Here is a 24,677-nt window from a genome sequence, read left to right as displayed (position 1 = left end):
GGAATGTTATTGAACTCTTTTTTATTCGCGGGAGATTTGAGTGTCACGGGGGCATATTTGATGTCTAGGTGAACCGTGCGAGCTTTACGGCCGCCTTTTTGCGGTATGTCGAGCACTCTTTCTCCTGCTGATTGCAGCTTGGAAGCGTAGTCATAAAGACGATTATCATGCTCTTTTATACAGCGACTTTGCATTGAGCGAACGAGGAATCGCTGTTGTTGCTCTTGCTTGTAAGTGAGGTATTCAAATAGGTCGGCTTCTCTATCGCACACAGAAATAACATCTGAGATTTTCTCGCCAAGTCGCTCTGCGACATGGCGAGAAGCTTGCTCCCATTTATAGCTTTCTTTCTCTTTGTATGGTCGAGTGGCGTACTGGTGTCCTTGTCCACGCTTTTCAATATCTCGAGTCCAGCGTTGTTGTTCAATTAAGCCAACAACCACTTGAGTTTCGGGAGCAAAAAGTAAGGTCGAGTGTATGAACATAGCTCGATTTCGATTGCCTTGATTGGAGTGCCCAAGTTCATCTTGTATGCTGCGATGGGAGTAACTTAGAGAAGTCGTATCTTCTAATGCAAGAAGTGTTTGTTGCTCTAAAGCCTCTTGCGCTGTGACATGAAAGCCCGCTTCAGCGATATCTTCTGCTTTGATTTGCTCATTACGAATAAAGCGATAAGCCCCTTCCATATCAGCAGGGGAGATGATGAGTTTCGAGACCGGTACGCCAGGTTGCTCGGCCAGAGAGGCTGCTAGGGCAACGAGTCTTTGAGTACGTCTTGGGTCATTGAGGTGAGCTTGACCAAATTGCTTTTGTGCCCAGAGGGTTGGTTCTATATAAGTCATTCTAATCATCCTTGTTATTGCTTAGATGATCAGATCATGAAACATAAAATTAGTTCAAAAAAATCCCCAAGCAGAGGCTTGGGGATTTGTGTATAAGAGACAGACCCTAACCCTCCCCTTGAAGGGGAGGGAATTAGTTTTGTGAGCGTTGAGAGTAAGCCATTTATGATGATCGACGTGGTTTGCTGAAACAGTTTTTGTCCAAAAATGAGCTAAAAATTGATCACTATTTATTGTCATTTCATCAACCTTAGTAGTAACGAACCTCAAAAATGATCAAACTATTATTGCTCTCCGATAATCGCGTTAACCTCAGTTAAATAACGATACAAAAAAGGTCGCTCCTTATGGGCGACCTTTGCAATATAGGGTTTTGAAGCGAGAATGAGTCATCACTTCATCACTTCATCACTTCATCACTTCATCACTTCATCACTTGAAATAGCAATTACTCTTCTTCAGGGTCCGCTTTCGTTTCGGCGCTAAATTCCAACACTTGGTTGTCGATTAAGCGTACTTTACCCAGAAATGCAGATACTAAGATCACCGCTTGTGTGGTCTCATTCGAGATCAGTTGCAGCGTTTTGGCATCGCGAATAAACAGCTCATCAGGTTGTAGCCCAGCAGCACGCAATTGGTCACTGGCATCTTCAATGATCGACGCGTAATCGTCGCGGCCACCACGCAGTGCACTGCTTATCCAACGCATGGTGCGAGCAAGGACAGGAGCACGTTGGCGTTCATCTAACGTCAGCAGCCCGTTACGTGAACTCATCGCCAAGCCATCCATTTCACGGACGGTAGGGACGCCGACAATCTCGATATCCATACAAAGATCGCTGACCATTTGGCGGATCACCGCTAACTGTTGAAAATCTTTTTCACCAAAACAGGCAACATTCGGCTGCACTATGTTGAACAGCTTAGCGACTATGGTTGCAACGCCACGGAAATGCCCTGGTCTTGATGCGCCTTCGAGCATATGAGAAAGCCCCGGTACTTCAACAAAGGTCTGTTTTTCTAATCCTTGCGGATACATTATTTCTGGGGTTGGGGTAAAGACCAAATCAACCGCTTCCGCGTTGAGTTTGCTTAAGTCTTCATCCAGTGTTCTCGGGTAGTTATTTAAGTCATCCGCGCGGTCAAATTGCATCGGGTTAACAAAAATACTGACCACGACCACATTGCCCTCTTCACGTGCTTTACGCACTAGGGTTAAGTGGCCTTCATGTAAATTGCCCATGGTCGGCACAAAAGCGACTCGGCGGCCTTCACGCTTATACTGTTTGATCTGCTCGCGAAGAGCTGAAATGTCAGCAAAAGTTTGCATGAATATCTCCTTTAGGCGATGGTATGAGCGTCATCAGGGAAAGCGGCACTTTCTACATCTGCGATGTATTTTGCAACGGCTTTACGCATATCCCCTGTTTCAGCAAGGAAGTTTTTCGAAAATTTTGGCATGTAATTCGCCGAAATTCCGAACATATCGTGCATTACTAGAATTTGTCCATCGGTCACGTTACCTGCGCCAATGCCAATCACTGGCACATCAAGCACTTCGGTAATTCGCGCTGCTAGGCTGGCCGGTACACACTCTAATAACACAATTTGTGCGCCCGCTTCTTGGAGCGCCAACGCGTCTTTGACCATTCGGTCTGCTTTTTCTTGGTCGCGGCCTTGGACTTTATAGCCACCAAAAATATTGACCGATTGTGGTGTTAAACCAAGGTGTGCGCAAACCGGAACCGCGCGTTCAGTCAGCATTTTCACCGTCTCGACCAGCCAATCACCACCTTCGATTTTGACCATATTTGCACCCGCTTGCATCAATTTAGCGGCGCTTTCACAGGCTTGTTGTGGTGTGGCGTAGCTCATAAAAGGCATATCAGCCATCAATAAACAGTTAGGGCTACCGGCACGCACGCTGCGTGTGTGGTAGGCAATCTCTTCAACGGTGACGGGTAGGGTATCTGTGTGACCTTGTAGCACCATACCCAGAGAATCGCCCACTAATAATACAGGCATCTCTTGGCTTTCAAAAAGCTGAGCAAAGCTTGCGTCATACGCGGTGACGGTTGCAAATTTACGACCTTGTTGTTTCCATTGGATCAGATCGTTTATGGTGATTTTTTTCATTAAATGTCCTTACGAGGCGCTGGCGAGTGCCAAATACCGAGCCCGTTACGTTCGACGAGCGGTAACAATTGATTGAGCTCAGTCCCATCAGGGAGTTGTAAACTTGGTGCGATTTCGGCGAGCGGGTAGAGCACGAATTCACGTACTTTCATTCCGTAGTGAGGAATGGTCAATCGCTCGGAATCGATCACCTCATTGCCGTAAAGAAGAATATCCAGATCGAGCGTTCTTGGCCCCCAACGTTCTTCTTTGCGAACTCGCCCTTGCTCTAACTCGATATTTTGTGTGCAATCGAGCAGCTCAAGTGGCGTTAAATCGGTTTCTATCGCAACCACCGCATTGATGTAATCGGGCTGGTTTTGTGGCCCCATCGGTGTACTACTGTACAAGGATGAGGCGCTTAAAAATCGAGAGTGTGGCAAACATTTCAAGGCTTCAATGGCCTGCTTAGCTTGCGCGATTGGGTCGCCTAAATTACTGCCAACAGCAATATAAACGAGAATCATGATTCTGGGCGGCTCTTTTTATTACGTGGGCTTCTGCGGCGGCGTACATTCGGCTTGTTACTTGCGCCACTTTCCAAATCATTTGCCATCGCTTGGCGCATATCCCGCCCGGCGCTTTCAAACGTTGTCCACCAGTCAGCCAGCTTCTTCGTTTCTCCGCCTTCGATCTCGCCACGCATTTGTAGAAAATCAAAACCCGCTCGGAATTTGTTGAGCTCCATAAGGCGGAAGGCGCGTTTCCCATTGCGACGTGGTAAGCGCAACTGCAATTGCCAAATTTCGCGAATTGTCGCGGTATGACGACGAGGTATGGCAAGGGTTTTCACCACTTGGTCAAGGATGAGGTTACTCGCTTCCATGACGGCGTCGTAATAGGCGAAATTACGCTGCTGCATTAACGCATCAGCCAGTTTCACCGTCGGGTACCAGAACATGGCAGCAAACATGAAGGCTGGGTTGATGCGTTTACCTTCTTCAATACGCAGGTCGGTTGAATCTAAGACCAGATCCAACATCTGTTCTGTGTGCGAGTCGTAGTCTGGAGTGAACTCTTGAGCTATCACAGGGAACAACTGCTGGAACAGGTTGTACTCACGCATTAAGTGGTAGGTTTCTAAACCGTGGCCGGTTTGCAGCATCTTTAGCGATTCTTCGTACAAACGTGCCGCAGGAATATCTTGCAGTAAAGGAGCAAGATGTTCGATTGGGTCGGCAGTCTCTTCTTCGATATCGAAATCGAGCTTGGCCGCAAAACGAATCGCACGCAACATGCGCACTGGGTCTTCACGGTAGCGCGTTTCAGGATCGCCAATTAAGCGGATGAGCTTATCTTCTAAGTCGTCCATGCCGCCAGCATAATCATGAATGCTGTAATCACCGATGTTGTAATACATGGCGTTAATCGTGAAGTCCCGGCGTTCTGCATCTTCATCAATGGTGCCGTAGACGTTATCACGCAGCAGCATACCCGCTTCAGATTGTGCTGAGACGTTTTGGCTCGGCTCTTGATGGTGTCCACGGAAAGTCGCCACTTCTACCACGTCGCGGCCAAACATGATGTGCGCTAAGCGAAAGCGACGGCCGATCAAGCGGCAGTTGCGAAACTGTTGGCGTATTTGCTCTGGTGTTGCATTAGTGGCGATATCAAAATCTTTTGGTGTCTCACCTAATAGTAGGTCGCGTACTCCACCACCGACTAAATAGGCGTCAAAACCTGCGCCATGAAGTCGGTATAGCACCTTGAGCGCATTATCGCTGATTTGCTTGCGCGAAATATTGTGTTCATCACGAGTGATAATATTTAGAGCTAAGTCTTGGTAAACGCGATTTTCGCGTGGTGTATAGTCGTTTTTATTCATGTGCATCTGGCAATAATTGGTTTTTGCCAACCTTGCTTTTGTTATTTAAAGTGCCCGTTCGGGACGATTTTGCGGCTAATCATAGCGTAAGGATAGCCTTTTGAGAATCACGGTGTGATCTCGGTCTCCCGAGGGAGTTGTTCAACGTGCCAATTCTGACTGCCCCAAAAGATAATTTCATCGATGGAAGCGTCGCTAATCTCTTGTTTTATCTCAAACCCTAAAAAGCGCATTGCCTTAAGCAAAGTAGGTTTAGGATTTTGAATATCAATGGCAGTGGCATGATTCTGTTTGGATAATTTATTGCCATTACCATCCATCGCGAGCGGCAAGTGAAGGTAGCTTACCGGAGTTTTATGTAAGCAATGATACAAGCTGATTTGTCGTCCTGTTGGTTCAATTAAATCGGCTCCCCGCACCACTTCCGTCACTCCTTGATCGATATCATCGAGCACTACGGCAAGATTATAAGCAAATAAACCGTCACGTCGCTTAATGATGAAGTCTTCCTGTGCTAATGCTTTTGGAATGTGAATTTCGCCATGTTTTTGGTCGAAAAATGACTCTACCGGTGTATCAACACGCAACCTAACCGCGCAATCTTCGGTTAATGTTGGTTTTTTATAGCGGCATGTACCGGGATAAAAGCCACCCATCTGTTTAATTTGTTTACGCGTGCAATCACAATAATAGGCTTGCCCTGATTCAAGCCAAGCCTCAATTTGATCTTGGTATAAAGTGTGGCGCTGGCTTTGATAAACCACCTCGTCATCCCAATGCAAACCATAGGCTTCGATGGCTTGAAGTATCAGGGTGGAGGCTCCTGGCATTTCTCTTGGCGGATCTAAATCTTCGATGCGAACCAACCACTTACCTTGCTGTGATTTTGCTTGAAAGTAGCTGCCAAGTGCAGCGATCAAAGAACCAAAATGAAGTGGGCCTGAAGGTGATGGGGCAAATCGGCCAATATAGTGCATTGCGATTCATCCAAGTTACAAGTTATTTGGGTATCGAGTGAAAACAAAAAGGGAGCTTTAGCTCCCTTTTTTAACACAAACAAAAGGTAAGATTAACCTTGCATCTGTTTTTCTTTAAGTTCGGCTAGCGTTTTGCAGTCAATGCAAAGGTCCGCCGTTGGTCGAGCTTCTAAGCGACGAACGCCGATTTCCACGCCACAAGATTCACAAAAACCAAAATCATCTTCTTCAATTTTGCTTAATGTTTTTTCAATTTTCTTGATCAAGCGACGTTCACGGTCACGGTTACGCAATTCCAAGCTGAATTCTTCTTCTTGAGAAGCGCGATCAACGGGATCGGGAAAGTTTGCGGCTTCATCTTGCATATGGTGAACGGTACGCTCAACTTCTTCACGAAGTTGGTTGCGCCAAGCACTTAAAATTTTTGTAAAGTGAGCTATTTGCTCAGGTGACATATACTCTTCACCTGGCTTTTCCTGATACGGCTCAACACCTGCAATGGCTAGGATGCCTATCGCTTTTTTCTTTAATTCCGGCATGCAGCATCTCCTACTAACACCTAGTCAACTGCGCGAGCAGCTAATTTTAGGCGGGTATCTATAGCAAAAAGATCTATAGGAGGCAAACACTCAATCGTAAACTTATTGTCAATGTGAAGGCGCCATCAATTTTTTGTCACTAATGGGCGAATTCTACAGTGTTAACGAGCTTGATTTCATTCCTTGAAAGTACAGCCTTGTAGCACAGTACTTCCACCCCTTCTTTTTGCGCTTGTTTCAATAATAGTGAATAGTTTGCGTCTATATGGAGTGCAGGCGAGACTTTTTCAATCCCTGAATGCAAAACAGCAAACAAAAGTACTGCTCTGCTTCCACTTTTTGCCATTTCCGTTAATTCACGCAAATGCTTTTGTCCACGCGTTGTAACGGCATCGGGGAAATAGCCTTGTCCTGAATTGCAGGCGACATCGTCGTGTGGAGAGTAACGCTCATCCAATAAGGTGACGCTTTTCACTTCTATATAGCACGTCGGTTTAGAGGGTGATTTGAGCAAGATATCAATTCGGCTATTTTCTTGGCCGTAGCGCACTTCAGTTTGTAATTGCTCATACCCTTGCAGCTCTTTGATGATGCCGTTTTGAATCGCTTCTACTGCCAACGTATTCGCCCGAGCCGTGTTGACGCAAATGCAGTGGCCTTGCTGGGTTTCAGTTAGCTCCCAACTTTGTGGGTATTTACGCTTAGGGTTGTCTGAGGTGGAGAACCAGACACGATTACCCGCCTCGGCGCAGCCCGTCATCGCGCCAGTATTGGCGCAGTGAATAGTCTCTTGCTGACCATCGGCAAACTCAATGTCGGCCAAAAAACGCTTGTAGCGTTTGAGTAAGGTCGCGGATCGAAGTGGAGGATTGAACTGCATTTATCTACTGTTTTTATGTACAATGTTGCCGCCATTTAACCATAAGGATTGCACATTGTCACAATTGCCCATTCAAGCTGTGATGCCCGAGCTGCTGGCGGGAGTACAAGCTCACCCACAGATGATTGTCAAAGCCGCTCCCGGCGCGGGTAAGTCGACCCATTTCCCGTTACAGCTATTAAAAGCGCAATTATTCACGGGTAAGATCATCATGCTTGAACCGCGTCGTTTGGCGGCGCGCAGTATTGCTTGCTATTTAGCACAGCAATTAGGTGAGAGTGTTGGGCAAACCGTCGGCTATCGTATGCGTGGTGAGAGTAAAGTCAGCGCAGCGACGCAGCTTGAAATTGTGACAGAAGGGATCATGACACGTATGATTCAAACCGATCCTGAGCTAAGCGGCATCGATCTCTTGATCTTCGATGAGTATCACGAGCGGAGTATTCACGCGGATACGGCTCTCGCATTAAGTTTGGAAGTGCAATCAGCGCTGCGAGAAGATCTTAAAATCGTCGTAATGTCGGCAACCTTAGATCAATTGGCATTACAGTCATTATTACCCCAAGCGCTTTATGTGCAATCTGAAGGTCGTGCTTATCCAGTTGAAGTGCGCTATGCACCGCTGCGAGCCAATGATTATCTTGTGCCGACGATGAGCAAACAGATTGAAGGCTTGATGCGAGCTGAAAGTGGCTCTCTGCTGGCTTTTTTACCTGGCGTTTCAGCCATTAAACAGCTTGAACAGCAGCTCGCACACTTAGCCGATGAGTTTGATATTTGTCCTTTATACGGGCAGTTGAATCTACAAGCGCAGCAAAAAGCGATTGCGCCTGCAGTAGCAGGCAAACGGAAAATTGTGCTAGCGACCAATATTGCCGAAACATCGCTGACCATTGAGGGGATACGCTTAGTCGTGGATGCAGGGCTAGAGCGGATAGCGAAGTTTGATCTTAAAACGGGCATCACTCGTTTAGAGCAAGTGAAAATTGCCCAATCATCGGCGCAGCAACGCACGGGGCGCGCCGGACGCCTAGAACCTGGTATCTGTTTGCGCCTTTACAGCGAAGCACAATATAAGCAGCAACCCCAAGTGCCGAGCGCGGAAATATTGCACAGTGACTTAGCGCCTTTGGCGATGGAGCTTGCGCAGTGGGGTGTGGTGTCGGTCAACGATTTGCCTTGGTTGGATGCACCACCAGCAGCAGCGATGCAGCAAGCTTGGAGTCTATTGCATACGCTTGGTTTGATGGACAGCAAACAGCAGCTCAGCGCATTGGGTAAAAAAGCGCAGTCACTCGGTGTGGAACCAAGGCTGGTAAGTATGCTGCTCAAAGCCCATGAAACGAGTGATTCAATGCTAAATACGGCGCTCGCTGTGACCGCGTTATTGGAAGAGCCTGAGCGGAATGTGCTGGATTTACAACATAGCTTAATGCGTTGGCAGCAAGCGACTCACCCTAAGACACAAAACCTACATCAGCGTGCCACGACGCTTGCGCGCGCACTCGGTGGCCAATTTCAGCTAACACAAGTGGATGAATCATTGTTGGCGTTAGTGCTGAGTTTGGCTTTTCCCGATCGCATTGCCCAGCGTCGCAGCGAGTCGCAACGGGGGCAGTTTTTATTGGCGAATGGTCACGGTGCGCAAATGCGTGACGATGAACGCCTCGCGGGCGCGCACTATTTAGTGGTGGTGGATTTAATGCGCAGCGGCTCACAAGCGAGCCAAATCTTTGTTGCGACAGAGTTGGATATTGATTCACTGCAAGCCCATTTTCCAGAGCTATTTAGTACACAAGAACGAGTCGATTGGGATGAGAAAGCAGGGAAACTGTGCGCGGAAAGGCTAACCCTGTGCGGTAAATTGGTCATTGAGCGTGAAGCACTGCAAGAGCCTGCTCATGAAAAAATGACGCAAGCCTTGCTCAATTATGTCCGTCGCAAGGGGTTATCGGTATTACAGTGGAGCGAAGCGGCGAGCGCTTTATTAACGCGCATGCGTTGCGCTGCGAAATGGCTACCGGAAGCGGCGTGGCCTGCTGTCGAGGAACAAGCGCTGCTTGATGATCTTGAAATTTGGTTAGCCCCCTATTTAGTCGGAGTAAAATCGGTCAAAGCGTTAGCGAAAGTACCGCTTTTTGATGCGCTCAATGCCTATTTAGGTTGGCCATTAAACCAAGAGATTGATCGCTGGCTTCCAACTCACCACCTGCTACCCACAGGCAATCGAGCCGCCATTCGTTATCAACTGGGCGCGGAGCCGATGCTGTCGGTCCGTATGCAGGAGATGTTTGGCGAGCAAGATTCCCCTACCATCGCTCAAGGGCGCAAAAAAGTGGTGATGGAACTGCTCTCACCTGCGCAGCGGCCTTTGCAAGTAACTCAAGATCTCGCCGGTTTCTGGCAGGGCGCTTATAAAGAAGTACAAAAAGAGATGAAAGGGCGTTACCCAAAACACGTTTGGCCTGATGATCCTGCCAACCACATAGCGACGACGAAAACTAAGCGGCAATTAGCACAATGACAACCCAGAAAAAGCCTACGGGCACTCAAAAAAATAGCGTAAAAAAACCTTCACGTCGCCCGGCTAAGAAGCCTTCACCGCCACGCAAAGCATGGTGGAAAATTGTGTGGGGTATTGGCTGGAAACTGAGCCTTGCACTGGCCGCGGTGCTGTTGTTTGTTGGTATTTACCTAAATAGCGTGGTCAAACAACGCTTCGAAGGCCAGCTTTTTGATTTACCGACCGTCGTGTATGCGCGCATTTTGAATTTAGCACCCGGTGATAACATCCCGCTGCAAGAGCTGCGCAATGAGCTTGATGTACTCAACTATCGCAAAGTGAACCAGCCACGCTATGCTGGCGAGTACTCTTCATCATCAAGCAAAATTGAGATCATCCGCCGCCCTTTTGAGTTTGCCGATGGCCCTGAGCCTGACCGCCATGTGATGCTCCATTTTAATGACAGCGGTTTAGTCCGTATCCAATCTCTTGAGCAAAAAGGGGATTTAGGTTACTTGCGTATTGAGCCAAAAATGCTCGGCATGCTTGAAAAAGGCAACGATGAGCAGCGGCTATTTTTACGTCGTGATCAGTTTCCTGAAGTGATGGTGGATGCGTTGCTTGCGACCGAGGATCGCTATTTTTATCAACATGATGGCATCTCTCCATTTGCGATTGCCCGTGCTTTAGTGGCCAACATTAAGGCTGGGCGCACCGTGCAAGGCGGCAGCACGTTAACTCAGCAGCTGGCAAAAAATATTTTCTTATCTAGCGATCGAACCTTATGGCGTAAAGTGCGTGAAGCTTATATGGCGCTCATTATCGACTATCGCTACAGTAAAGATCGCATTTTAGAAGCCTACCTAAATGAGGTCTATTTAGGGCAAAGTGGCGGTGAGGCGATTCACGGTTTCGGCCTCGCCTCACGGCTTTATTTCGGTCAACCATTGCAAGAATTGCGCATTGATCAATTAGCGTTGTTGGTGGGCATGGTTAAAGGGCCTTCTTATTATAACCCTGCGCGTTACCCTGAACGTGCTAAAGAGCGTCGTGACTTGGTTTTAAAGCTGATGATGCAGCAAGATATTTTGACGGCCAAACAGTTTGAACAAGCGGCAAGTCGACCGTTAGATGTGCAAAAGCATCCTCACATTGCCAGCCGACAGCCAGCGTATTTTCAGCAGTTAAAAATAGAACTGAAAGAGAAAGTGGGTGAGACCTTCAAAGCGGATACCGGCTTACGCGTCTTCACCTCGCTCGATCCTGTTTCGCAAGCCAAATTGGAGCTGGCGATTGATCGACAAATTCCAGTGCTTTCCAAAACGGCGGGGAAAAACTTAGAAGCCGCAGCGATCGCTGTTGATCGAACCAGTGGTGAGATCCGTGCCATGGTTGGCGGTAAACAGACCGGTTATGACGGCTTTAACCGCGCTTTAAATGCAAGCCGTCCTATCGGCTCGTTAGTCAAACCAGCGGTCTATCTCACCGCACTCGCACAGCCAGATAAATACAACTTAGCCAGCACGCTTATCGATAAACCCATCACACTCAAAGGGAACAAAGGTGAAGTGTGGTCACCGCGCAACTTTGATCGTCAGTTCCGTGGTGAAGTGCCGCTGTATCTCGCGTTAGCCAAATCACTTAATGTGCCTACGGTACAATTGGGCATGCAGCTTGGGATTGAACAAGTTTCTGACACTTTGGTGCGGCTCGGTGTCAACAAAGAGGAGATCCGTCCTGTACTGTCGATGTTTCTTGGCGCGTTCTCTCTGACGCCTTATCAAGTGGCGCAGATGTACCAAACCTTAACCAACTCGGGTAAAAAAGCGCCCTTATCGGCGCTGCGCTCGGTACTGGATTTAGAGGGCAATGTGCTCTATCAATCAATTCCCAAAGTATCCCAAGCCGTTGAGCAGCAAGCGGCGTGGCTTACAACTTATGCGATGAAGCGAGGAGTACTTGAAGGGACCGGGCGCTATCTCAATAACCAGTTCGCTTGGGCGGCATTGGCGGGGAAAACTGGTACCACTAACGATAGCCGCGACAGTTGGTTTGTCGGGGTGGATGGTCGTGAAGTCACCACGGTTTGGCTTGGCCGCGATGATAATCAGCCGATCAAACTTACGGGTTCGAGTGGTGCATTACGGGTGTACGCGGAATATTTACAACATCGGATCCCAGAAAAATTACTTCTTCCTTGGCCGCAAGGCATTACCACGATTGGCTTTAAAACCAGTGCCGAGGGTGAATTAGTCCAAGATTGTCACAACGAATTTAAACTGCCCATGTGGGATAAAAACGGCGCATTGAAACAGAGCTGTGATAAACAACCAGGACAATGGTTAAAAAATCTCTTTCAGTGGTAGCTGGGGGAGTTTATATTAAATTGATTTCAAAGGGATTTAAGGAAGAGTCGTGAAACAGTTTTTAAGTAACTTATTGTTCTTGGTATTCATGTTTCCTGCGACTTTCGCGGTGGCTGATGAGCCACAAGCTGAAAAACCTATGCTCGACCGTGCTGCGCGCCCCAAAGTTGCCGTCGTTCTTGCGGGAGGAGGAGCAAAAGGTGCAGCGCACATTGGCGTTCTCAAAGCGCTGGAAGAGATGCGCATCCCCGTTGATTTCATTACTGGTACCAGCATGGGCGCTTATGTGGGCGGCCTCTATGCCAGTGGTATGAGCGCTGATGAAATTGAAAGTTTAATTTACAGCGTAGATTGGAATGAAGGTTATCGTGACCGGGTCAACCGTAGCCAACGTCGTGTTCGGGATAAAGAGTACGAAGACCGCTATCAACTGACCACCGACCTTGGACTGCGTTGGGGGGAGATCCGCGCACCACGCGGTGTGGTGCAAGGGCAGAATATGTTGCGTATTTTGCGAGAAACGTCGGGCAATCTCTCTGAATTTCAGTCCTTTGATCAACTGCCCATTCCTTATCGCGCGGTAGCCACTGATATCATTGCTCTTGAGGAAGTAGTGCTGGATCGTGGCTATTTAGTGGATGCGATGATGGCTAGTATGTCAGTACCCGGAGCACTACCACCTTACGAAGTTAATGGTCGTTGGTTAGTCGATGGCGGTGTGACCAATAACATGCCTGTTGATGTTGCACGTGCCTTAGGGGCTGATATTGTTATCGCGATAGATATCAGTACCGATTACAAAAACCAAGAAGCTTTTACCACCTTTTTGACGGTAGCCGATCAGCTTTCCAACTATCTCGTACAAAGAAGCACTCAAAAACAAGCACGTTTATTGAATGAGCAAGATGTATTTTTACGCCCTGATGTCGGCAGTATGGAAACCACTGAATTTGATAAAATGCCTACGGCTTATAGGAAAGGGTACGATATCGCAATGGCGAACCAATCGGTATTGGCTTCGTTGTCATTATCGAGTGCTAGTTATCAACGTTATGTGGAAGCAAAACAAGCTCGCCGCAGGGCTTTAATTTATGGCGATGATGTAAAGGTTGATGAAATCGTACTCAACAACCGCAGTCATTACAGCGATCAATTGTTAAAAAACCGTTTACATTTAAAGACAGGACAACCGCTATCAACCGAGCAGATTGAAGCGACGGTCGAAAATCTCTATGCATTGGATCGCTTTGAGTTAGTGACCTATGAATACCGAGAATTTGAAGGAAAGAACCAACTGGTCATCGATGTAAAAGAGAAATCTTGGGGGCCAAATTACCTCAATTTTCGCTTTTTCTTAGAAGATGATTTTCATACGGATAGTCAATATGCGCTGGGTATCTCTTCCAATTTCACTAACTTAAATTCGTTTGGTTCTGAATTACGTTTCAATCTAGAAATGGGTACCGATAAGATCATCGAAGCGGAGCTTTTTTCTCCTCTTTTTTCTGGACAAAAAGCGTTTACCTCAGCTTTGATTTCGTTTAGCAATGATAAACGTAATAAGCCAATGCAAGGGTTTGATGACACCAGTCTAGAAGCCAGTAAAGATTATTTGCCGATCAGCTATTTAGAATGGATTGGAGAATTGTCGCTTGGTTATCAAGATAAATTATGGCGAGAGTTTAAGTTAGGGATCCGCTATACCGATGGGGAGGCTGAAGTGTCAAATTGGCCATCCATGGGAAATATGGATTACACCCGTGCTGGTGTGTTTGCTAACTACCGCATTGATACCTTAGATGACTTCAGCTTGCCTACCCGCGGTGTTTATCTTGATCTTGAGTATCTTGCATCGCACGATAAAGTTTCTGGTGTCTCTTCCGATCTTGAATCAAACGATACCGTGTATGAATTTTCCGGTGAACTGATCGCCGCTTACAGCTTTGGTCGCCATACTTTGGTCGGTAATCTTGATTACGGTGTGGTACAAAGTAAAAATTCCAGTGAACCGATAAACCCTAAATCGATTGGTGGTTTCTTAAATTTATCGGGTATCCCTCGTAACAGCTTAATTGGCCAGAACAAAGCGTTCACCAGTTTAGTGTATCGTTATCGCTGGTTTGATAATGACTTTGGCCTGTTCAGTTCCCCATTTTATGTCGGTGCATCAATAGAATACGGCGGTGTATGGTCTGATCCTGATCTAAGCTTTGATACCGCCCCATTATACGGCGCGGGATCGGTGTTTGCTGGTGTTGATTCGCCGATTGGACCGATTATGTTTGCTTATGGTCGAACCGAAGATAATTTTGATTCGATATACTTGAGTATTGGCACTACCTTTTAGCGAGAATTGAGCTGAAAAGTGGGCGGTAAGTGACTCAAAAATCATAGAACTTTAGTCTTAAGTTGCTATGTTGGTCAAAATGATAAGATTTTAATTTAAAGTTAAATTTGCTATTCTTCGTCCCACAGTTTGGCCTCTCTGCCGCTGATTACATAAAAATATCTGGCAATGGAGAGCCAAGTTTCCAAGGATGTTTGCCCATCATGTCAATAATAATGGGGTAAACCGCAATGAGAGGAAAAAGTCGTGCTTGAAGCCTACCGTAAACACGTCGTAGAGCGTGCTGCCGAAGGAGTTGTTCCTAGACCCCTAAATGCTGAACAAGTCGCAGGACTTGTTGAACTGTTGAAAAATCCCCCTCAAGGTGAAGAAGCGTTCATGCTTGATCTCCTTGAAAATCGAATTCCTCCCGGTGTGGATGAGGCCGCTTATGTTAAAGCGGGCTTTTTAACCGCCATCACTAAAGGTGAGGTCTCTTCACCGTTAGTGAGCCGCGCAAAAGCTGCGCAACTACTCGGAACTATGCAAGGCGGTTATAACATCGAGCCGCTAGTCTCATTGCTTGATGATGCTGAGCTGGCACCGATTGCGGCTGATGCACTATCGCGTACTCTACTGATGTTTGATGCGTTCTATGACGTTGAAGAGAAAGCAAAAGCGGGTAATGCACATGCACAAAAAGTGCTGCAATCATGGGCAGACGCGGAATGGTTCCTTTCAAAACCGGCGCTTCAAGAGAAGATCACGCTGACCGTATTTAAAGTTACTGGCGAAACCAACACTGATGATTTGTCACCAGCGCCAGATGCATGGTCACGCCCAGATATTCCAGTGCATGCACTGGCTATGTTGAAAAATGAACGTGAAGGCATCCAACCCGATAAAGCAGGCAGCATTGGCCCTATCACTCAAATCGAAGCTCTAAAAGAGAAAGGCCATCAGCTAGTCTATGTGGGTGATGTGGTCGGTACAGGCTCGTCTCGTAAATCCGCGACTAACTCTGTTTTGTGGTTTATGGGTGACGACATCCCATTTGTGCCTAATAAACGCGCGGGTGGCTACGTGCTCGGCGGTAAAATTGCACCTATCTTCTTCAACACCATGGAAGATGCTGGCGCGTTGCCGATTGAAGTTGACGTTACCAAACTCAACATGGGTGATGTGATTGATGTTTACCCATTTGAAGGCAAAGTGTGCAACCACGACACTGGCGAAGTACTTGCTACGTTCAAGCTTAAAACCGATGTATTGATTGATGAAGTGCGCGCTGGCGGCCGTATTCCACTGATCGTTGGTCGTGGTTTAACGGATAAAGCACGCGAAGCACTAGGCTTAGAAGCGTCAACAGTATTTCGTCGCCCAGTTGCAGTGGCTGATACAGGCAAAGGTTATACACTGGCTCAGAAAATGGTCGGTAAAGCATGCGGCGTGACGGGTGTTCGTCCTGGGACTTACTGCGAACCTAAAATGACCACGGTTGGATCGCAAGATACCACTGGCCCGATGACACGTGATGAATTGAAAGATTTGGCGTGTCTTGGGTTCTCCGCTGACTTAGTCATGCAATCTTTCTGTCATACCTCGGCTTATCCAAAGCCTGTCGATGTGAATACCCACCATACCTTGCCTGATTTCATCATGAACCGTGGCGGTGTTTCACTGCGTCCGGGTGATGGCGTTATTCACTCATGGCTAAACCGTATGTTGTTACCTGATACCGTCGGTACTGGTGGTGACTCGCATACACGCTTCCCGCTTGGCATTTCATTCCCAGCTGGTTCTGGCTTGGTTGCTTTTGCGGCCGCAACGGGTGTGATGCCACTGGATATGCCAGAATCTGTCTTGGTGCGTTTCAAAGGTGAAATGCAGCCGGGCATCACGCTGCGCGATCTAGTGCACGCGATTCCTTATTACGGGATTAAGCAAGGTCTGCTCACGGTGGCGAAAGCGGGGAAAATTAACGAATTCTCTGGCCGTGTGCTAGAAATCGAAGGGGTTGAGCACTTAACGGTTGAGCAAGCGTTTGAACTTTCTGATGCCTCGGCAGAACGTAGTGCGGCAGGTTGTACGGTTAAATTGTCACAAGCCTCAATTGAAGAGTACCTCAACTCTAACATCACTATGTTGAAGTGGATGATCGCCGAAGGTTATGGTGACCGCCGTACTATTGAGCGTCGCATTACGGCGATGGAAGCGTGGCTAGCCAATCCTGAGTTGATGCAAGCGGATAGTGATGCAGAATACGCACATGTGATTGAGATTGATCTTGCTGAGATTAAAGAGCCGATTTTATGTGCGCCAAATGACCCAGACGATGCGCGCTTACTTTCTGATGTACAAGGTACGCCTATTGATGAAGTCTTCATCGGTTCTTGTATGACCAACATTGGTCACTTCCGTGCGGCAGGTAAATTGCTTGAGAAGTTCAATGGTCAGTTAGACACACGTTTGTGGGTTGCGCCACCGACTAAGATGGACAAAGATCAGCTTATCGAAGAGGGCTATTACGGCATCTTTGGTCGCGCTGGGGTACGTATTGAAACTCCAGGATGTTCGTTATGCATGGGTAACCAAGCGCGTGTTGCCGATAAAGCGACCGTTATGTCGACTTCGACTCGTAACTTCCCGAACCGTTTAGGGACCGGCGCGAATGTTTACCTTGCTTCGGCAGAGCTGTCGGCCGTGGGTGCCATTTTAGGCCGCATTCCGACACTGGAAGAGTATCTAGAGTACGCGAAGCAGATCAACGCAACTGCAGCTGACACCTATCGCTACCTCAACTTCCATCGTATGGCGCAATACACTAAAAAAGCGGACAGTGTGATTGTCCAGCAAGCGGTGTAAGAGCTATCCAAGCTAACCTCCTAATAAAAAAGCCACCGATTCGGTGGCTTTTTACCATTCTAGCTTCTCACTCAATGCTGAAATAGCATTAGATTAAGTTCGATCTGTGGCTGCATCCGCCAACAATGACTTGACCCATAATTTATAACGTTGTTCTGTCAATGGAGTTAAAATGAGTGTGAACGTCATATGGTATTCAGCGAAATAGTTATTGCCTGTAAGACAAGCTAAAAACATACGCGACATTACGCGCGGTCATTTCTACATTTTGCGCCGCTTCGGCAAGGGCTGTAGGCAAGTCGACCGAGCGTGGAACGACACTGAATACCGCATCAATGCCATGTGGGTGAACAACGGCGCAGTCTGCTGACAAGCAGCCTGCAATGCCGATCACTGGCACGGAAAAAAGTTTGGCAGTGCGCGCAACACCGATTGGCGTTTTACCGTGAATGGTTTGGCTATCAATGCGTCCTTCCCCAGTGATGACTAAATCGGCATCCTTGACTACATCGCTAAGGTTCACAGCATCCATCACAATTTCAATGCCCGGACGAAGGCTCGCTCCTAGTAGACCAACCAGCGCCGCACCTAAACCGCCTGCCGCGCCAGCACCCGGCATCTCTTTAACATCACGACCTAATTGCGTTTTGATGATGTTTGCATAATGCGCAAGGTTGGCATCAAGTTGCGCGACCATCTCGGGTGTTGCTCCTTTTTGTGGGCCAAAGACGTGCGAAGCGCCTTGTACGCCGCACAGTGGATTATCGACATCGCAGGCGACCTCCAGTTTGATGTGGGCTAAACGTGGGTCCAGTAGTGTGAGATCAATCGAGGCCAGTTTTGATAATTCACCGCCACCAAAGCCTAATGGATTGCCATCTGAATCAAGCAGTTGGATGCCGAGGGCTTGCGCCATGCCGAGGCCACCATCGTTGGTTGCGCTACCACCAATGCCGATGATGATGTGTTCAACACCTTGATCAAGCACGGTTTTAATCAGCTCACCAGTACCGTAGCTGGTGGTGTTCATTGGGTTGCGTTGCTCTGGCGGCACCAGGTGTAAGCCCGATGCGGCCGCCATCTCAATGATCGCTGTTTTACCATCACCCATTAAGCCATAAAAAGCCTCGACTTGTTCACCTAGCGGCGCCGTTACGGTTGTGGTAACAATCGATCCATTAGTGGCATCAACCAGTGATTGGACCGTCCCTTCGCCGCCATCAGCCATCGGTAACTTAATGTAGTGCGCATCGGGCAACACTTGTTTGAATCCATTCTCTATCGCGGTGGCGACTTCCATTGCCGTTAGGCTCTCTTTATAAGAATCTGGAGCAATAACAATTTTCATTTTTTAACACCTTAACTGCGTTAAACAAACAGACCAAATACGCCAAAAATCATCACAGAAATGAAGGCAATCACTAAACCTACTGCCGATTCATAAGGAATTAAGGTGAGACGCTCACGAATGTCCATATGTACCGCTCCGCCCGTGGCGTGGAAGAAACTACCGTGTGGCATATGATCAAGTACGGTCGCACCTGAATGGATCATGGCAGCTCCTGCCAGCGCAGGTACGCCTAGTTCGAGTATAGTGGAGCTAAAGACGCTGGAGGCAACGGCTGTACCTGCGGTGGTTGAAGCGGTTGCCAGTGACATCATTGCACCTGAGATCGGTGCAAGCAGGTAAGAAGGTAACCCAGAAGCGGTCAGTACTTCGATTAAACCGCCTTTAAGACCTGAATTGGCGATGATGCCGGCTAAAGTACCAGTACCAAGCAGCATAACCGCAACCGGAGCCATGCGTGTTAAACCTGAAACCGCGAAGTGGTTAGTGTCTGCAAATCGTCCCATCACGACCGCACCGACTAATCCGCCTAATGGGAGTGCAATTAAAGGATCCACATTGATGCCAGCGATAGGGCGTAGTGCGAGTAACACAATCGCCACTAATGGTGCGATGATCGCTGAGCTAAAGCGGGGGAGCCTAGAATGATCCACCGCAACGACTTCACTGGCGGAGACTTTACTTCCTTTATTGACTAAACGTTTGGCAATCAAGTAAGCCACAATAAGCCCGCAGATCCCAGGAATAATACCCGCCGCCATTACAGAAGTAAGTGGCACGTTAAACGCGTCGGCTGCGGCAATCGCATTAGGGTTAGGTGACATTACGTTACCCGCTTTACCGCCGCCAATCATCGCTAGCAGAATGGCCGCCTTGGAGAGATCGGCACGGCGAGCGATCGCCAGAGCGATAGGAGATACGGTGATTACTGCCACGTCGACAAACACGCCGACCGCAGTCAAAATTAAGGTTGCTAAGGCCAAGGCAAATAAAGCGCGAGTTTCTCCAACCTTTTTCACTATGGTTTCTGCAATGGAAGTGGCAGCGCCTGATTCAATCAATACACCAGCTAAAATACCTGCTGCAAGAATGCGTAGCACCGCGGTCACAATGCCTTGTGCGCCACCAATCATCAGAGCAACGGTGTCGGTCAGCGATACACCGCCGATCACGCCACCGACCAACGCGCCGATGATCATGCCATAGGCGGGTGGTACTTTTTTTAGAATGAGCGTGATAGCCACGACTAATGCGGCCAGAGCTCCGAGAGTTGAAACTTCAATCATCTTCTATATCCATATTTTTTATCAGTGATTGGCTGCAATATAGGGAGCAAAAATAAAAGAGTCTTCAGTCTATTGCACAGATTACTGGCTTTGACGCGACTGATTAATTGTGCAAATGCACAATTTTATGTTTTTATTTGAAGCAAGATAAAGCCAAATAAAGGTGAGTAATGTCATTTAACTGATTGAATTTTAAAGCGGTTACTTGCTCAATTTTTTCAAGCCTATAGCGCAAGGTATTACGGTGAATATGCAGTGCTTGGCAAGTTTGATGGACATCGCAGTTTTGCTCAAAATAATGGCGGAGGGTTTTAATTAATATTCCCTTAGTGTCATACCGTTCCAGCAGGGTATAGGGTTGGCGTAACTGCTCGCGGCTCCATGGCTCATGCTGTACGCTATTGAGCAGTACAGGTAACTTATCATCTTGATAAAAGAAGACGTCTCCCTGTTTATGGTGGGAGGCTTGCATCGTCAACTTGGCGGTTTGATAAGATTGAGCAAGCCCAGAGAGCGTTGGAAAATAATCACCTAGTGCAATTTTGATGGTGAATTTGCCCTCTTTTTTCACTCGCTTCAACAGTTGATTGACTCGTTTCGTTTCGGCCTCTTGTGACCAACCTTTTTCGGTGAGTGAGATGGGTTTTAAAACCACCACTTCGTTGTGAGAAACTGAAATGATCCCCACCAAATTGTCCCGTTCAGGGTATTCCAGCAGATGCACTAACTGCTGTAAGTGTTCTAGCGATAAGGCGGTATCGTTATCTGGGATCAATTTGACCACGGCAGCGATACGCGGCTGGGAAAGGTCGAGCCCTAATCGTTCGGCGATTGAATTGAGCTGTGTTTCGTTGAGAGTGGCACCTTGAATTAGTTGTAATAGCAGCTCTTCACGGTGGCGCTTATTCCACTGTACTTGTGCCATCAGTGCAGCTTGTTCAACGATAAGCTCCGCCGTCATTTTGACCAGTTCGCCATAACGATGAACCTCCGTTGGGTTACCGGAAATTCCAACCACGCCGATCACCCGTTGTTGGTAAATGATGGGGAAATTGATGCCGGGTTTAACGCCTTTTAGGTAACTGGCGGTGGCATGATCAATTTCAACCACTCGATTTTCATTGATGGCTAAAATCGCCCCTTCGTGTTTCTGGTGTAAACGAGTGGGATCACCTGAGCCAATAATGCGTCCCTTTTCATCCATTACGTTGACTGAATAAGTGATGATCTTCATCGCTCTTTCTACAATCTGGCGTGCGGTGGTTTCTGTGATCTGCATAATCTCAAGTGGTTTCGTTAGCCATAATCACCGATAATAACAAAGTTATCCGTATCCCCAAGCACCAATATCGAGAACCCGATGGACTACGAATTTAAAAAAAACACCCTAGATGGGAGCTATTACTGCTCTTTTTCGATGGGGCACGAAATTATTGGCCGTTGGCTACAAGAGGAGATCAGCAACGATCTTCCCAAAATAGATCAAGTTATTGCGCTAATGGCAGCATCGAAACGTGCATTTAATCAAGAGCAGACGCTTGAGGGGCAGGAGATCAGCGTGATGATTCTTGCCGATGAGGTCACGGTTCAGGCCAATGTTTTGACGCATGGTGAAGCGCTTGATAGTGACAGTGAGTTTGATTTTTACGATTGTGAAAGCACCGCAAGCTGCGGCATCGATGATTTTGCTTTGATGATCAAGCAGTGGTGCGAATTTGTACGTTACTCACCTGCGGACTTCACTTAGCGCTGCACAAAACTGGTGAAGATTAAACACTTCGCTTTATTTGTGGGAAAGGGTTGCACCTCATTTGTGCAACCCTTTTCTTTTTGGCATAAGAAATGGTTGCAAATCTTTTAAAATCATTAAGTTAAAAAGTTGGCACGCAGCTTGGATTGTATTGATCGTAAACAGACTACTGCTTGTGAGAGGATGCAATGAAACTGATCAACGCGATAATTAAACCATTTAAGTTAGACGATGTGCGTGAAGCTTTGGCCGATGTCGGCATCGAAGGGATGACGGTTTCCGAAGTGAAAGGCTTTGGTCGCCAAAAAGGGCACACCGAGCTCTACCGAGGCGCGGAATATCAAGTCGATTTTCTGCCTAAAGTGAAATTAGAAATAGCGACACAAGCTGAAAATGTCGATCGCGTGATAGAGGCGATCATCAAAGCGGCGCACACCGGAAAAATTGGTGACGGAAAAATTTTTGTGTATGACCTCAGCCAAGCTGTGCGTATTCGTACTGGCGAAATGGACAGTGAAGCACTGTAAAGATTCAAAGGATTGGAGATAACCATTATGGAATTAGCAGCAACGGTAACAGAGCTACGTTACGCACTCGATACGTTTTTTTTCTTGATTTCGGGTGCGTTGGTGATGTGGATGGCGGCTGGCTTTGCCATGCTAGAGGCAGGTTTAGTTCGTTCTAAAAACACCACTGAAATTTTAACCAAAAACTTTTGTTTGTACGCGATTGCCTGTACCACGTATTTAGTGGTTGGTTACAACATTATGTATGTTGATAACGCAGAAGCAGGCTGGCTGCCTTCATTCGGCTCCTTGATAGGTAGCCAAGCAGAAGGCGCGGATCACTCCCTTGAATCAGACTTTTTCTTCCAAGTGGTGTTTGTTGCAACCGCGATGTCGGTGGTTTCTGGCGCTGTCGCTGAGCGAATGAAATTGTGGTCGTTCCTTATTTTTTCCGTCATTTTGACCGCATTCATTTACCCAATGGAAGGCTATTGGACTTGGGGCGGTGGCTTTCTTTCTGCTGCCGGTTTCAGTGATTTTGCCGGCTCTGGTATTGTTCACTTAGCGGGTGCATCGGCGGCGCTAGCTGGGGTCATCTTGTTGGGAGCTCGTAAAGGTAAATACGGTAAAAATGGTGAAATTTACCCTATTCCGGGCTCCAACATGCCACTTGCGACTTTGGGTACATTTATCCTGTGGTTTGGCTGGTTTGGTTTTAACGGTGGTTCACAACTAATGCTGTCTGATTTTGAAAACGCGACAGCGGTTGGTCAGATTTTCCTCAACACCAATGCCGCTGCAGCAGCCGGTTCTATCGCGGCTCTATTAGTGTGTAAAACCACTTGGGGTAAAGCGGATTTAACCATGGTACTCAACGGTGCGTTGGCCGGGTTAGTGGCTATTACCGCTGATCCTCTCTCTCCATCACCACTGTATGCGGTAGCGATTGGTGCTGTAGCGGGTGTGTTGGTTGTGTTTAGCATTATTGCCCTTGATAAAGTGAAAATTGACGATCCTGTGGGCGCAATTTCAGTACATGGCGTATGTGGTTTGTTCGGTTTAATGGTTGTGCCAATCAGCAATACTGATGCGACTTTTGGCGCTCAACTACTTGGAGCCGCAGTGATTTTCGCTTGGGTATTTGGTGCAAGCCTTGTGGTTTGGGGCATCCTGAAGGCAACGATAGGCATTCGAGTTTCGGAAGAAGAAGAATTAGAAGGGATGGATATGCACGACTGTGGGGTGGGGGCCTACCCAGAATTCGTGACAATAAAGTAATATTTCCTTACAGATAACCTACCTAAAAACCTGCCGATTAAGGCAGGTTTTTTTATTGATTGAATTGTTTTTCAATCGATCATCAATATAATAACGAAACTGATAAACATTATCATTACCAATTTTAAAGGGAACTAGAAATGAAGAAACTGCTTACTCTGTCTGCGATGGCATGTAGTGTGATGGCTCCGAGCGCGATGGCGGCAGAGGAGGTCAACGTTTACTCATACCGCCAACCATTTTTGATTGAGCCGATGTTTAAAGAGTTCACTCAACAAACGGGCATTAAAGTGAATGTGAAGTTTGCGAAAGAAGGGATTGCTGAGAAATTGGTACAAGAGGGTGAGTACAGCCCTGCTGACGTGATTTTAACCTCAGAATTTAGCCGTCTTTTTGAGTTATCTGAAAAAGGTTTAGTCCAAGCGGTGGATAACAAAACCATTGAAACTAACATTCCTGCCCAATATCGCGATAGCGCAGATGAGTGGTTTGCACTAACAATACGTACCCGTAGCGTCTACTCATCACGCGATCGCGTAGGCAAGCTGGGTGATGACTTCAACTACGCTGACCTCGCGAAGCCTGAATTTAAAGGCAAAATCTGTACTCGTAGTGGTAAGCACCCTTACAACGTGGCGCTGGTTGCATCCATGATTGCAGAGCAAGGCGAAGCGAGCACTAAAGTTTGGCTTGAAGGTGTCAAAGCAAATTTAGCACGTAAGCCTCAAGGTAATGATCGTGACCAAGTTAAAGCGATTAAAGAAGGTTTGTGTGATGTCTCATTGGGTAATAGCTATTATTTAGGGAAAATGTTAGCTGATGAGAAGCAAAAATCATGGGCTGAAGCCGTCTACATCAACTTCCCAGGTCAGAATGCGCAAGGCACGCACGTTAACGTGAGTGGTATGGCGATGGCGAAGTATGCGCCTAACAAAGAAAACGCAGTTAAGCTAATGGAGTTTTTGACCAGCGATAAAGCACAGCACATGTACGCTGACGTCAACTTTGAATACCCAGTAAAAGCAGGTGTTGAGCGTTCTGCACTAGTCGCTTCATGGGGTGATTTTAAAGCGGATCCACTGCCGCTCGAAAAAATTGCCGACAATCATGCCGCGGCAATTAAGCTGCTTGATGAAGTGAAATTTGACCTTTAATCGGTTCTAGGGGTATAACACTGCCCCTGTTCTATTGAAGGGGCATGAGATGTATTT

The 24,677-nt window shown here is 47.3% G+C and carries 18 protein-coding genes and 1 pseudogene; 8 read left to right on the top strand and 11 right to left on the bottom strand.

Features of this window, described 5'->3' with window-relative positions; genetic code table 11:
* The 8 genes and pseudogenes from AACU59_RS05980 to sfsA all read right to left on the bottom strand — a co-directional run.
* Positions 1-842, bottom strand: a pseudogene (locus AACU59_RS05980) (IS4-like element ISVa18 family transposase); the annotation flags it as partial.
* Between the two features lie 448 nt (positions 843-1,290).
* Complete coding sequence (gene panC / locus AACU59_RS05975) at positions 1,291-2,172, bottom strand: pantoate--beta-alanine ligase (protein WP_010319549.1); 882 nt, start codon at positions 2,170-2,172, stop codon at positions 1,291-1,293.
* 11 nt (positions 2,173-2,183) lie between these two features.
* Positions 2,184-2,978, bottom strand: coding sequence for a 3-methyl-2-oxobutanoate hydroxymethyltransferase (gene panB, locus AACU59_RS05970; protein ID WP_010319550.1), 795 nt, complete (start codon positions 2,976-2,978; stop codon positions 2,184-2,186).
* A complete protein-coding gene (folK, locus tag AACU59_RS05965; protein WP_047690048.1) occupies positions 2,978-3,484 on the bottom strand; it encodes a 2-amino-4-hydroxy-6-hydroxymethyldihydropteridine diphosphokinase in 507 nt (168 codons plus the stop codon). Before folK ends, panB begins: the two co-directional genes overlap by 1 nt.
* Positions 3,481-4,842, bottom strand: a complete 1,362-nt coding sequence (gene pcnB, locus AACU59_RS05960) for a polynucleotide adenylyltransferase PcnB (protein ID WP_026028232.1) — start codon at positions 4,840-4,842, stop codon at positions 3,481-3,483. Before pcnB ends, folK begins: the two co-directional genes overlap by 4 nt.
* A gap of 107 nt (positions 4,843-4,949) precedes the next feature.
* Positions 4,950-5,819 (bottom strand): tRNA glutamyl-Q(34) synthetase GluQRS, encoded by an 870-nt coding sequence (gene gluQRS / locus AACU59_RS05955; protein WP_094144585.1) that lies wholly within the window; start codon positions 5,817-5,819, stop codon positions 4,950-4,952.
* A 92-nt stretch (positions 5,820-5,911) separates the two neighbouring features.
* The gene (gene dksA, locus AACU59_RS05950) at positions 5,912-6,358 is read right to left on the bottom strand and encodes an RNA polymerase-binding protein DksA (RefSeq protein WP_013857662.1); all 447 of its coding nucleotides are present in this window, start codon (positions 6,356-6,358) and stop codon (positions 5,912-5,914) included.
* A gap of 139 nt (positions 6,359-6,497) precedes the next feature.
* A complete protein-coding gene (gene sfsA / locus AACU59_RS05945; protein WP_094144584.1) occupies positions 6,498-7,238 on the bottom strand; it encodes a DNA/RNA nuclease SfsA in 741 nt (246 codons plus the stop codon).
* A 55-nt stretch (positions 7,239-7,293) separates the two neighbouring features.
* On the opposite strand from sfsA, the gene hrpB reads away from it, so the two are divergent.
* From hrpB to acnB, 4 genes are all read left to right on the top strand, one after another.
* Positions 7,294-9,762 carry an ATP-dependent helicase HrpB gene (hrpB, locus tag AACU59_RS05940; RefSeq protein ID WP_094144583.1) on the top strand — a complete coding sequence of 823 codons (2,469 nt, stop codon included), beginning with the start codon at positions 7,294-7,296 and terminating at the stop codon, positions 9,760-9,762.
* Positions 9,759-12,107, top strand: coding sequence for a penicillin-binding protein 1B (gene mrcB, locus AACU59_RS05935; RefSeq protein WP_094144582.1), 2,349 nt, complete (start codon positions 9,759-9,761; stop codon positions 12,105-12,107). Before hrpB ends, mrcB begins: the two co-directional genes overlap by 4 nt.
* Before the next feature lie 88 nt (positions 12,108-12,195).
* On the top strand, positions 12,196-14,454 hold the full coding sequence (locus tag AACU59_RS05930) for a patatin-like phospholipase family protein (RefSeq protein ID WP_176428503.1): 2,259 nt from the start codon (positions 12,196-12,198) through the stop codon (positions 14,452-14,454).
* Between the two features lie 246 nt (positions 14,455-14,700).
* Complete coding sequence (gene acnB, locus AACU59_RS05925; protein ID WP_094145290.1) at positions 14,701-17,298, top strand: bifunctional aconitate hydratase 2/2-methylisocitrate dehydratase; 2,598 nt, start codon at positions 14,701-14,703, stop codon at positions 17,296-17,298.
* A 208-nt stretch (positions 17,299-17,506) separates the two neighbouring features.
* Here the strand turns inward: acnB and AACU59_RS05920 are convergent, their stop codons facing one another.
* The 3 genes from AACU59_RS05920 to AACU59_RS05910 all read right to left on the bottom strand — a co-directional run bounded on the left by AACU59_RS05920 (position 17,507) and on the right by AACU59_RS05910 (position 21,211).
* The gene (locus AACU59_RS05920; RefSeq protein WP_094145289.1) at positions 17,507-18,646 is read right to left on the bottom strand and encodes a glycerate kinase; all 1,140 of its coding nucleotides are present in this window, start codon (positions 18,644-18,646) and stop codon (positions 17,507-17,509) included.
* A 20-nt stretch (positions 18,647-18,666) separates the two neighbouring features.
* Positions 18,667-19,932 (bottom strand): GntP family permease, encoded by a 1,266-nt coding sequence (locus tag AACU59_RS05915; protein ID WP_013857655.1) that lies wholly within the window; start codon positions 19,930-19,932, stop codon positions 18,667-18,669.
* Between the two features lie 133 nt (positions 19,933-20,065).
* Complete coding sequence (locus AACU59_RS05910; protein WP_017048371.1) at positions 20,066-21,211, bottom strand: sugar diacid recognition domain-containing protein; 1,146 nt, start codon at positions 21,209-21,211, stop codon at positions 20,066-20,068.
* A gap of 81 nt (positions 21,212-21,292) precedes the next feature.
* Between AACU59_RS05910 and AACU59_RS05905 the strand changes: the two genes are divergently transcribed.
* The 4 genes from AACU59_RS05905 (at position 21,293) to AACU59_RS05890 (ending at position 24,620) form a co-directional block, all read left to right on the top strand.
* Positions 21,293-21,679: a YacL family protein gene (locus AACU59_RS05905; RefSeq protein WP_010317535.1), complete on the top strand. Its 387-nt coding sequence runs from the start codon at positions 21,293-21,295 to the stop codon at positions 21,677-21,679.
* A gap of 191 nt (positions 21,680-21,870) precedes the next feature.
* The gene (locus AACU59_RS05900; RefSeq protein ID WP_010317537.1) at positions 21,871-22,209 is read left to right on the top strand and encodes a P-II family nitrogen regulator; all 339 of its coding nucleotides are present in this window, start codon (positions 21,871-21,873) and stop codon (positions 22,207-22,209) included.
* Between the two features lie 27 nt (positions 22,210-22,236).
* The gene (locus tag AACU59_RS05895; RefSeq protein WP_026028234.1) at positions 22,237-23,466 is read left to right on the top strand and encodes an ammonium transporter; all 1,230 of its coding nucleotides are present in this window, start codon (positions 22,237-22,239) and stop codon (positions 23,464-23,466) included.
* A gap of 140 nt (positions 23,467-23,606) precedes the next feature.
* Complete coding sequence (locus AACU59_RS05890; protein WP_013857651.1) at positions 23,607-24,620, top strand: Fe(3+) ABC transporter substrate-binding protein; 1,014 nt, start codon at positions 23,607-23,609, stop codon at positions 24,618-24,620.
* Positions 24,621-24,677 lie beyond the last annotated feature (57 nt).

This window comes from Vibrio sp. V23_P3S9T160 (genome assembly GCF_963886625.1).
Lineage (GTDB): Bacteria > Pseudomonadota > Gammaproteobacteria > Enterobacterales > Vibrionaceae > Vibrio > Vibrio anguillarum.
Note: the sequence above shows the minus strand (reverse complement) of the source record. Positions and strands in the feature narration are given on the sequence as shown.

Excerpts from the sequence above, each read along its gene's own strand:
- panC (WP_010319549.1), bottom strand. The coding sequence starts at position 2,172 with ATGCAAACTTTTGCTGACATTTCAGCTCTTCGCGAGCAGATCAAACAG.
- panB (WP_010319550.1), bottom strand. The coding sequence starts at position 2,978 with ATGAAAAAAATCACCATAAACGATCTGATCCAATGGAAACAACAAGGT.
- folK (WP_047690048.1), bottom strand. The coding sequence starts at position 3,484 with ATGATTCTCGTTTATATTGCTGTTGGCAGTAATTTAGGCGACCCAATC.
- pcnB (WP_026028232.1), bottom strand. The coding sequence starts at position 4,842 with ATGAATAAAAACGACTATACACCACGCGAAAATCGCGTTTACCAAGAC.
- gluQRS (WP_094144585.1), bottom strand. The coding sequence starts at position 5,819 with ATGCACTATATTGGCCGATTTGCCCCATCACCTTCAGGCCCACTTCAT.
- dksA (WP_013857662.1), bottom strand. The coding sequence starts at position 6,358 with ATGCCGGAATTAAAGAAAAAAGCGATAGGCATCCTAGCCATTGCAGGT.
- sfsA (WP_094144584.1), bottom strand. The coding sequence starts at position 7,238 with ATGCAGTTCAATCCTCCACTTCGATCCGCGACCTTACTCAAACGCTAC.
- mrcB (WP_094144582.1), top strand. The coding sequence starts at position 9,759 with ATGACAACCCAGAAAAAGCCTACGGGCACTCAAAAAAATAGCGTAAAA.
- AACU59_RS05930 (WP_176428503.1), top strand. The coding sequence starts at position 12,196 with ATGTTTCCTGCGACTTTCGCGGTGGCTGATGAGCCACAAGCTGAAAAA.
- AACU59_RS05920 (WP_094145289.1), bottom strand. The coding sequence starts at position 18,646 with ATGAAAATTGTTATTGCTCCAGATTCTTATAAAGAGAGCCTAACGGCA.
- AACU59_RS05915 (WP_013857655.1), bottom strand. The coding sequence starts at position 19,932 with ATGATTGAAGTTTCAACTCTCGGAGCTCTGGCCGCATTAGTCGTGGCT.
- AACU59_RS05910 (WP_017048371.1), bottom strand. The coding sequence starts at position 21,211 with ATGCAGATCACAGAAACCACCGCACGCCAGATTGTAGAAAGAGCGATG.
- AACU59_RS05905 (WP_010317535.1), top strand. The coding sequence starts at position 21,293 with ATGGACTACGAATTTAAAAAAAACACCCTAGATGGGAGCTATTACTGC.
- AACU59_RS05900 (WP_010317537.1), top strand. The coding sequence starts at position 21,871 with ATGAAACTGATCAACGCGATAATTAAACCATTTAAGTTAGACGATGTG.
- AACU59_RS05895 (WP_026028234.1), top strand. The coding sequence starts at position 22,237 with ATGGAATTAGCAGCAACGGTAACAGAGCTACGTTACGCACTCGATACG.
- AACU59_RS05890 (WP_013857651.1), top strand. The coding sequence starts at position 23,607 with ATGAAGAAACTGCTTACTCTGTCTGCGATGGCATGTAGTGTGATGGCT.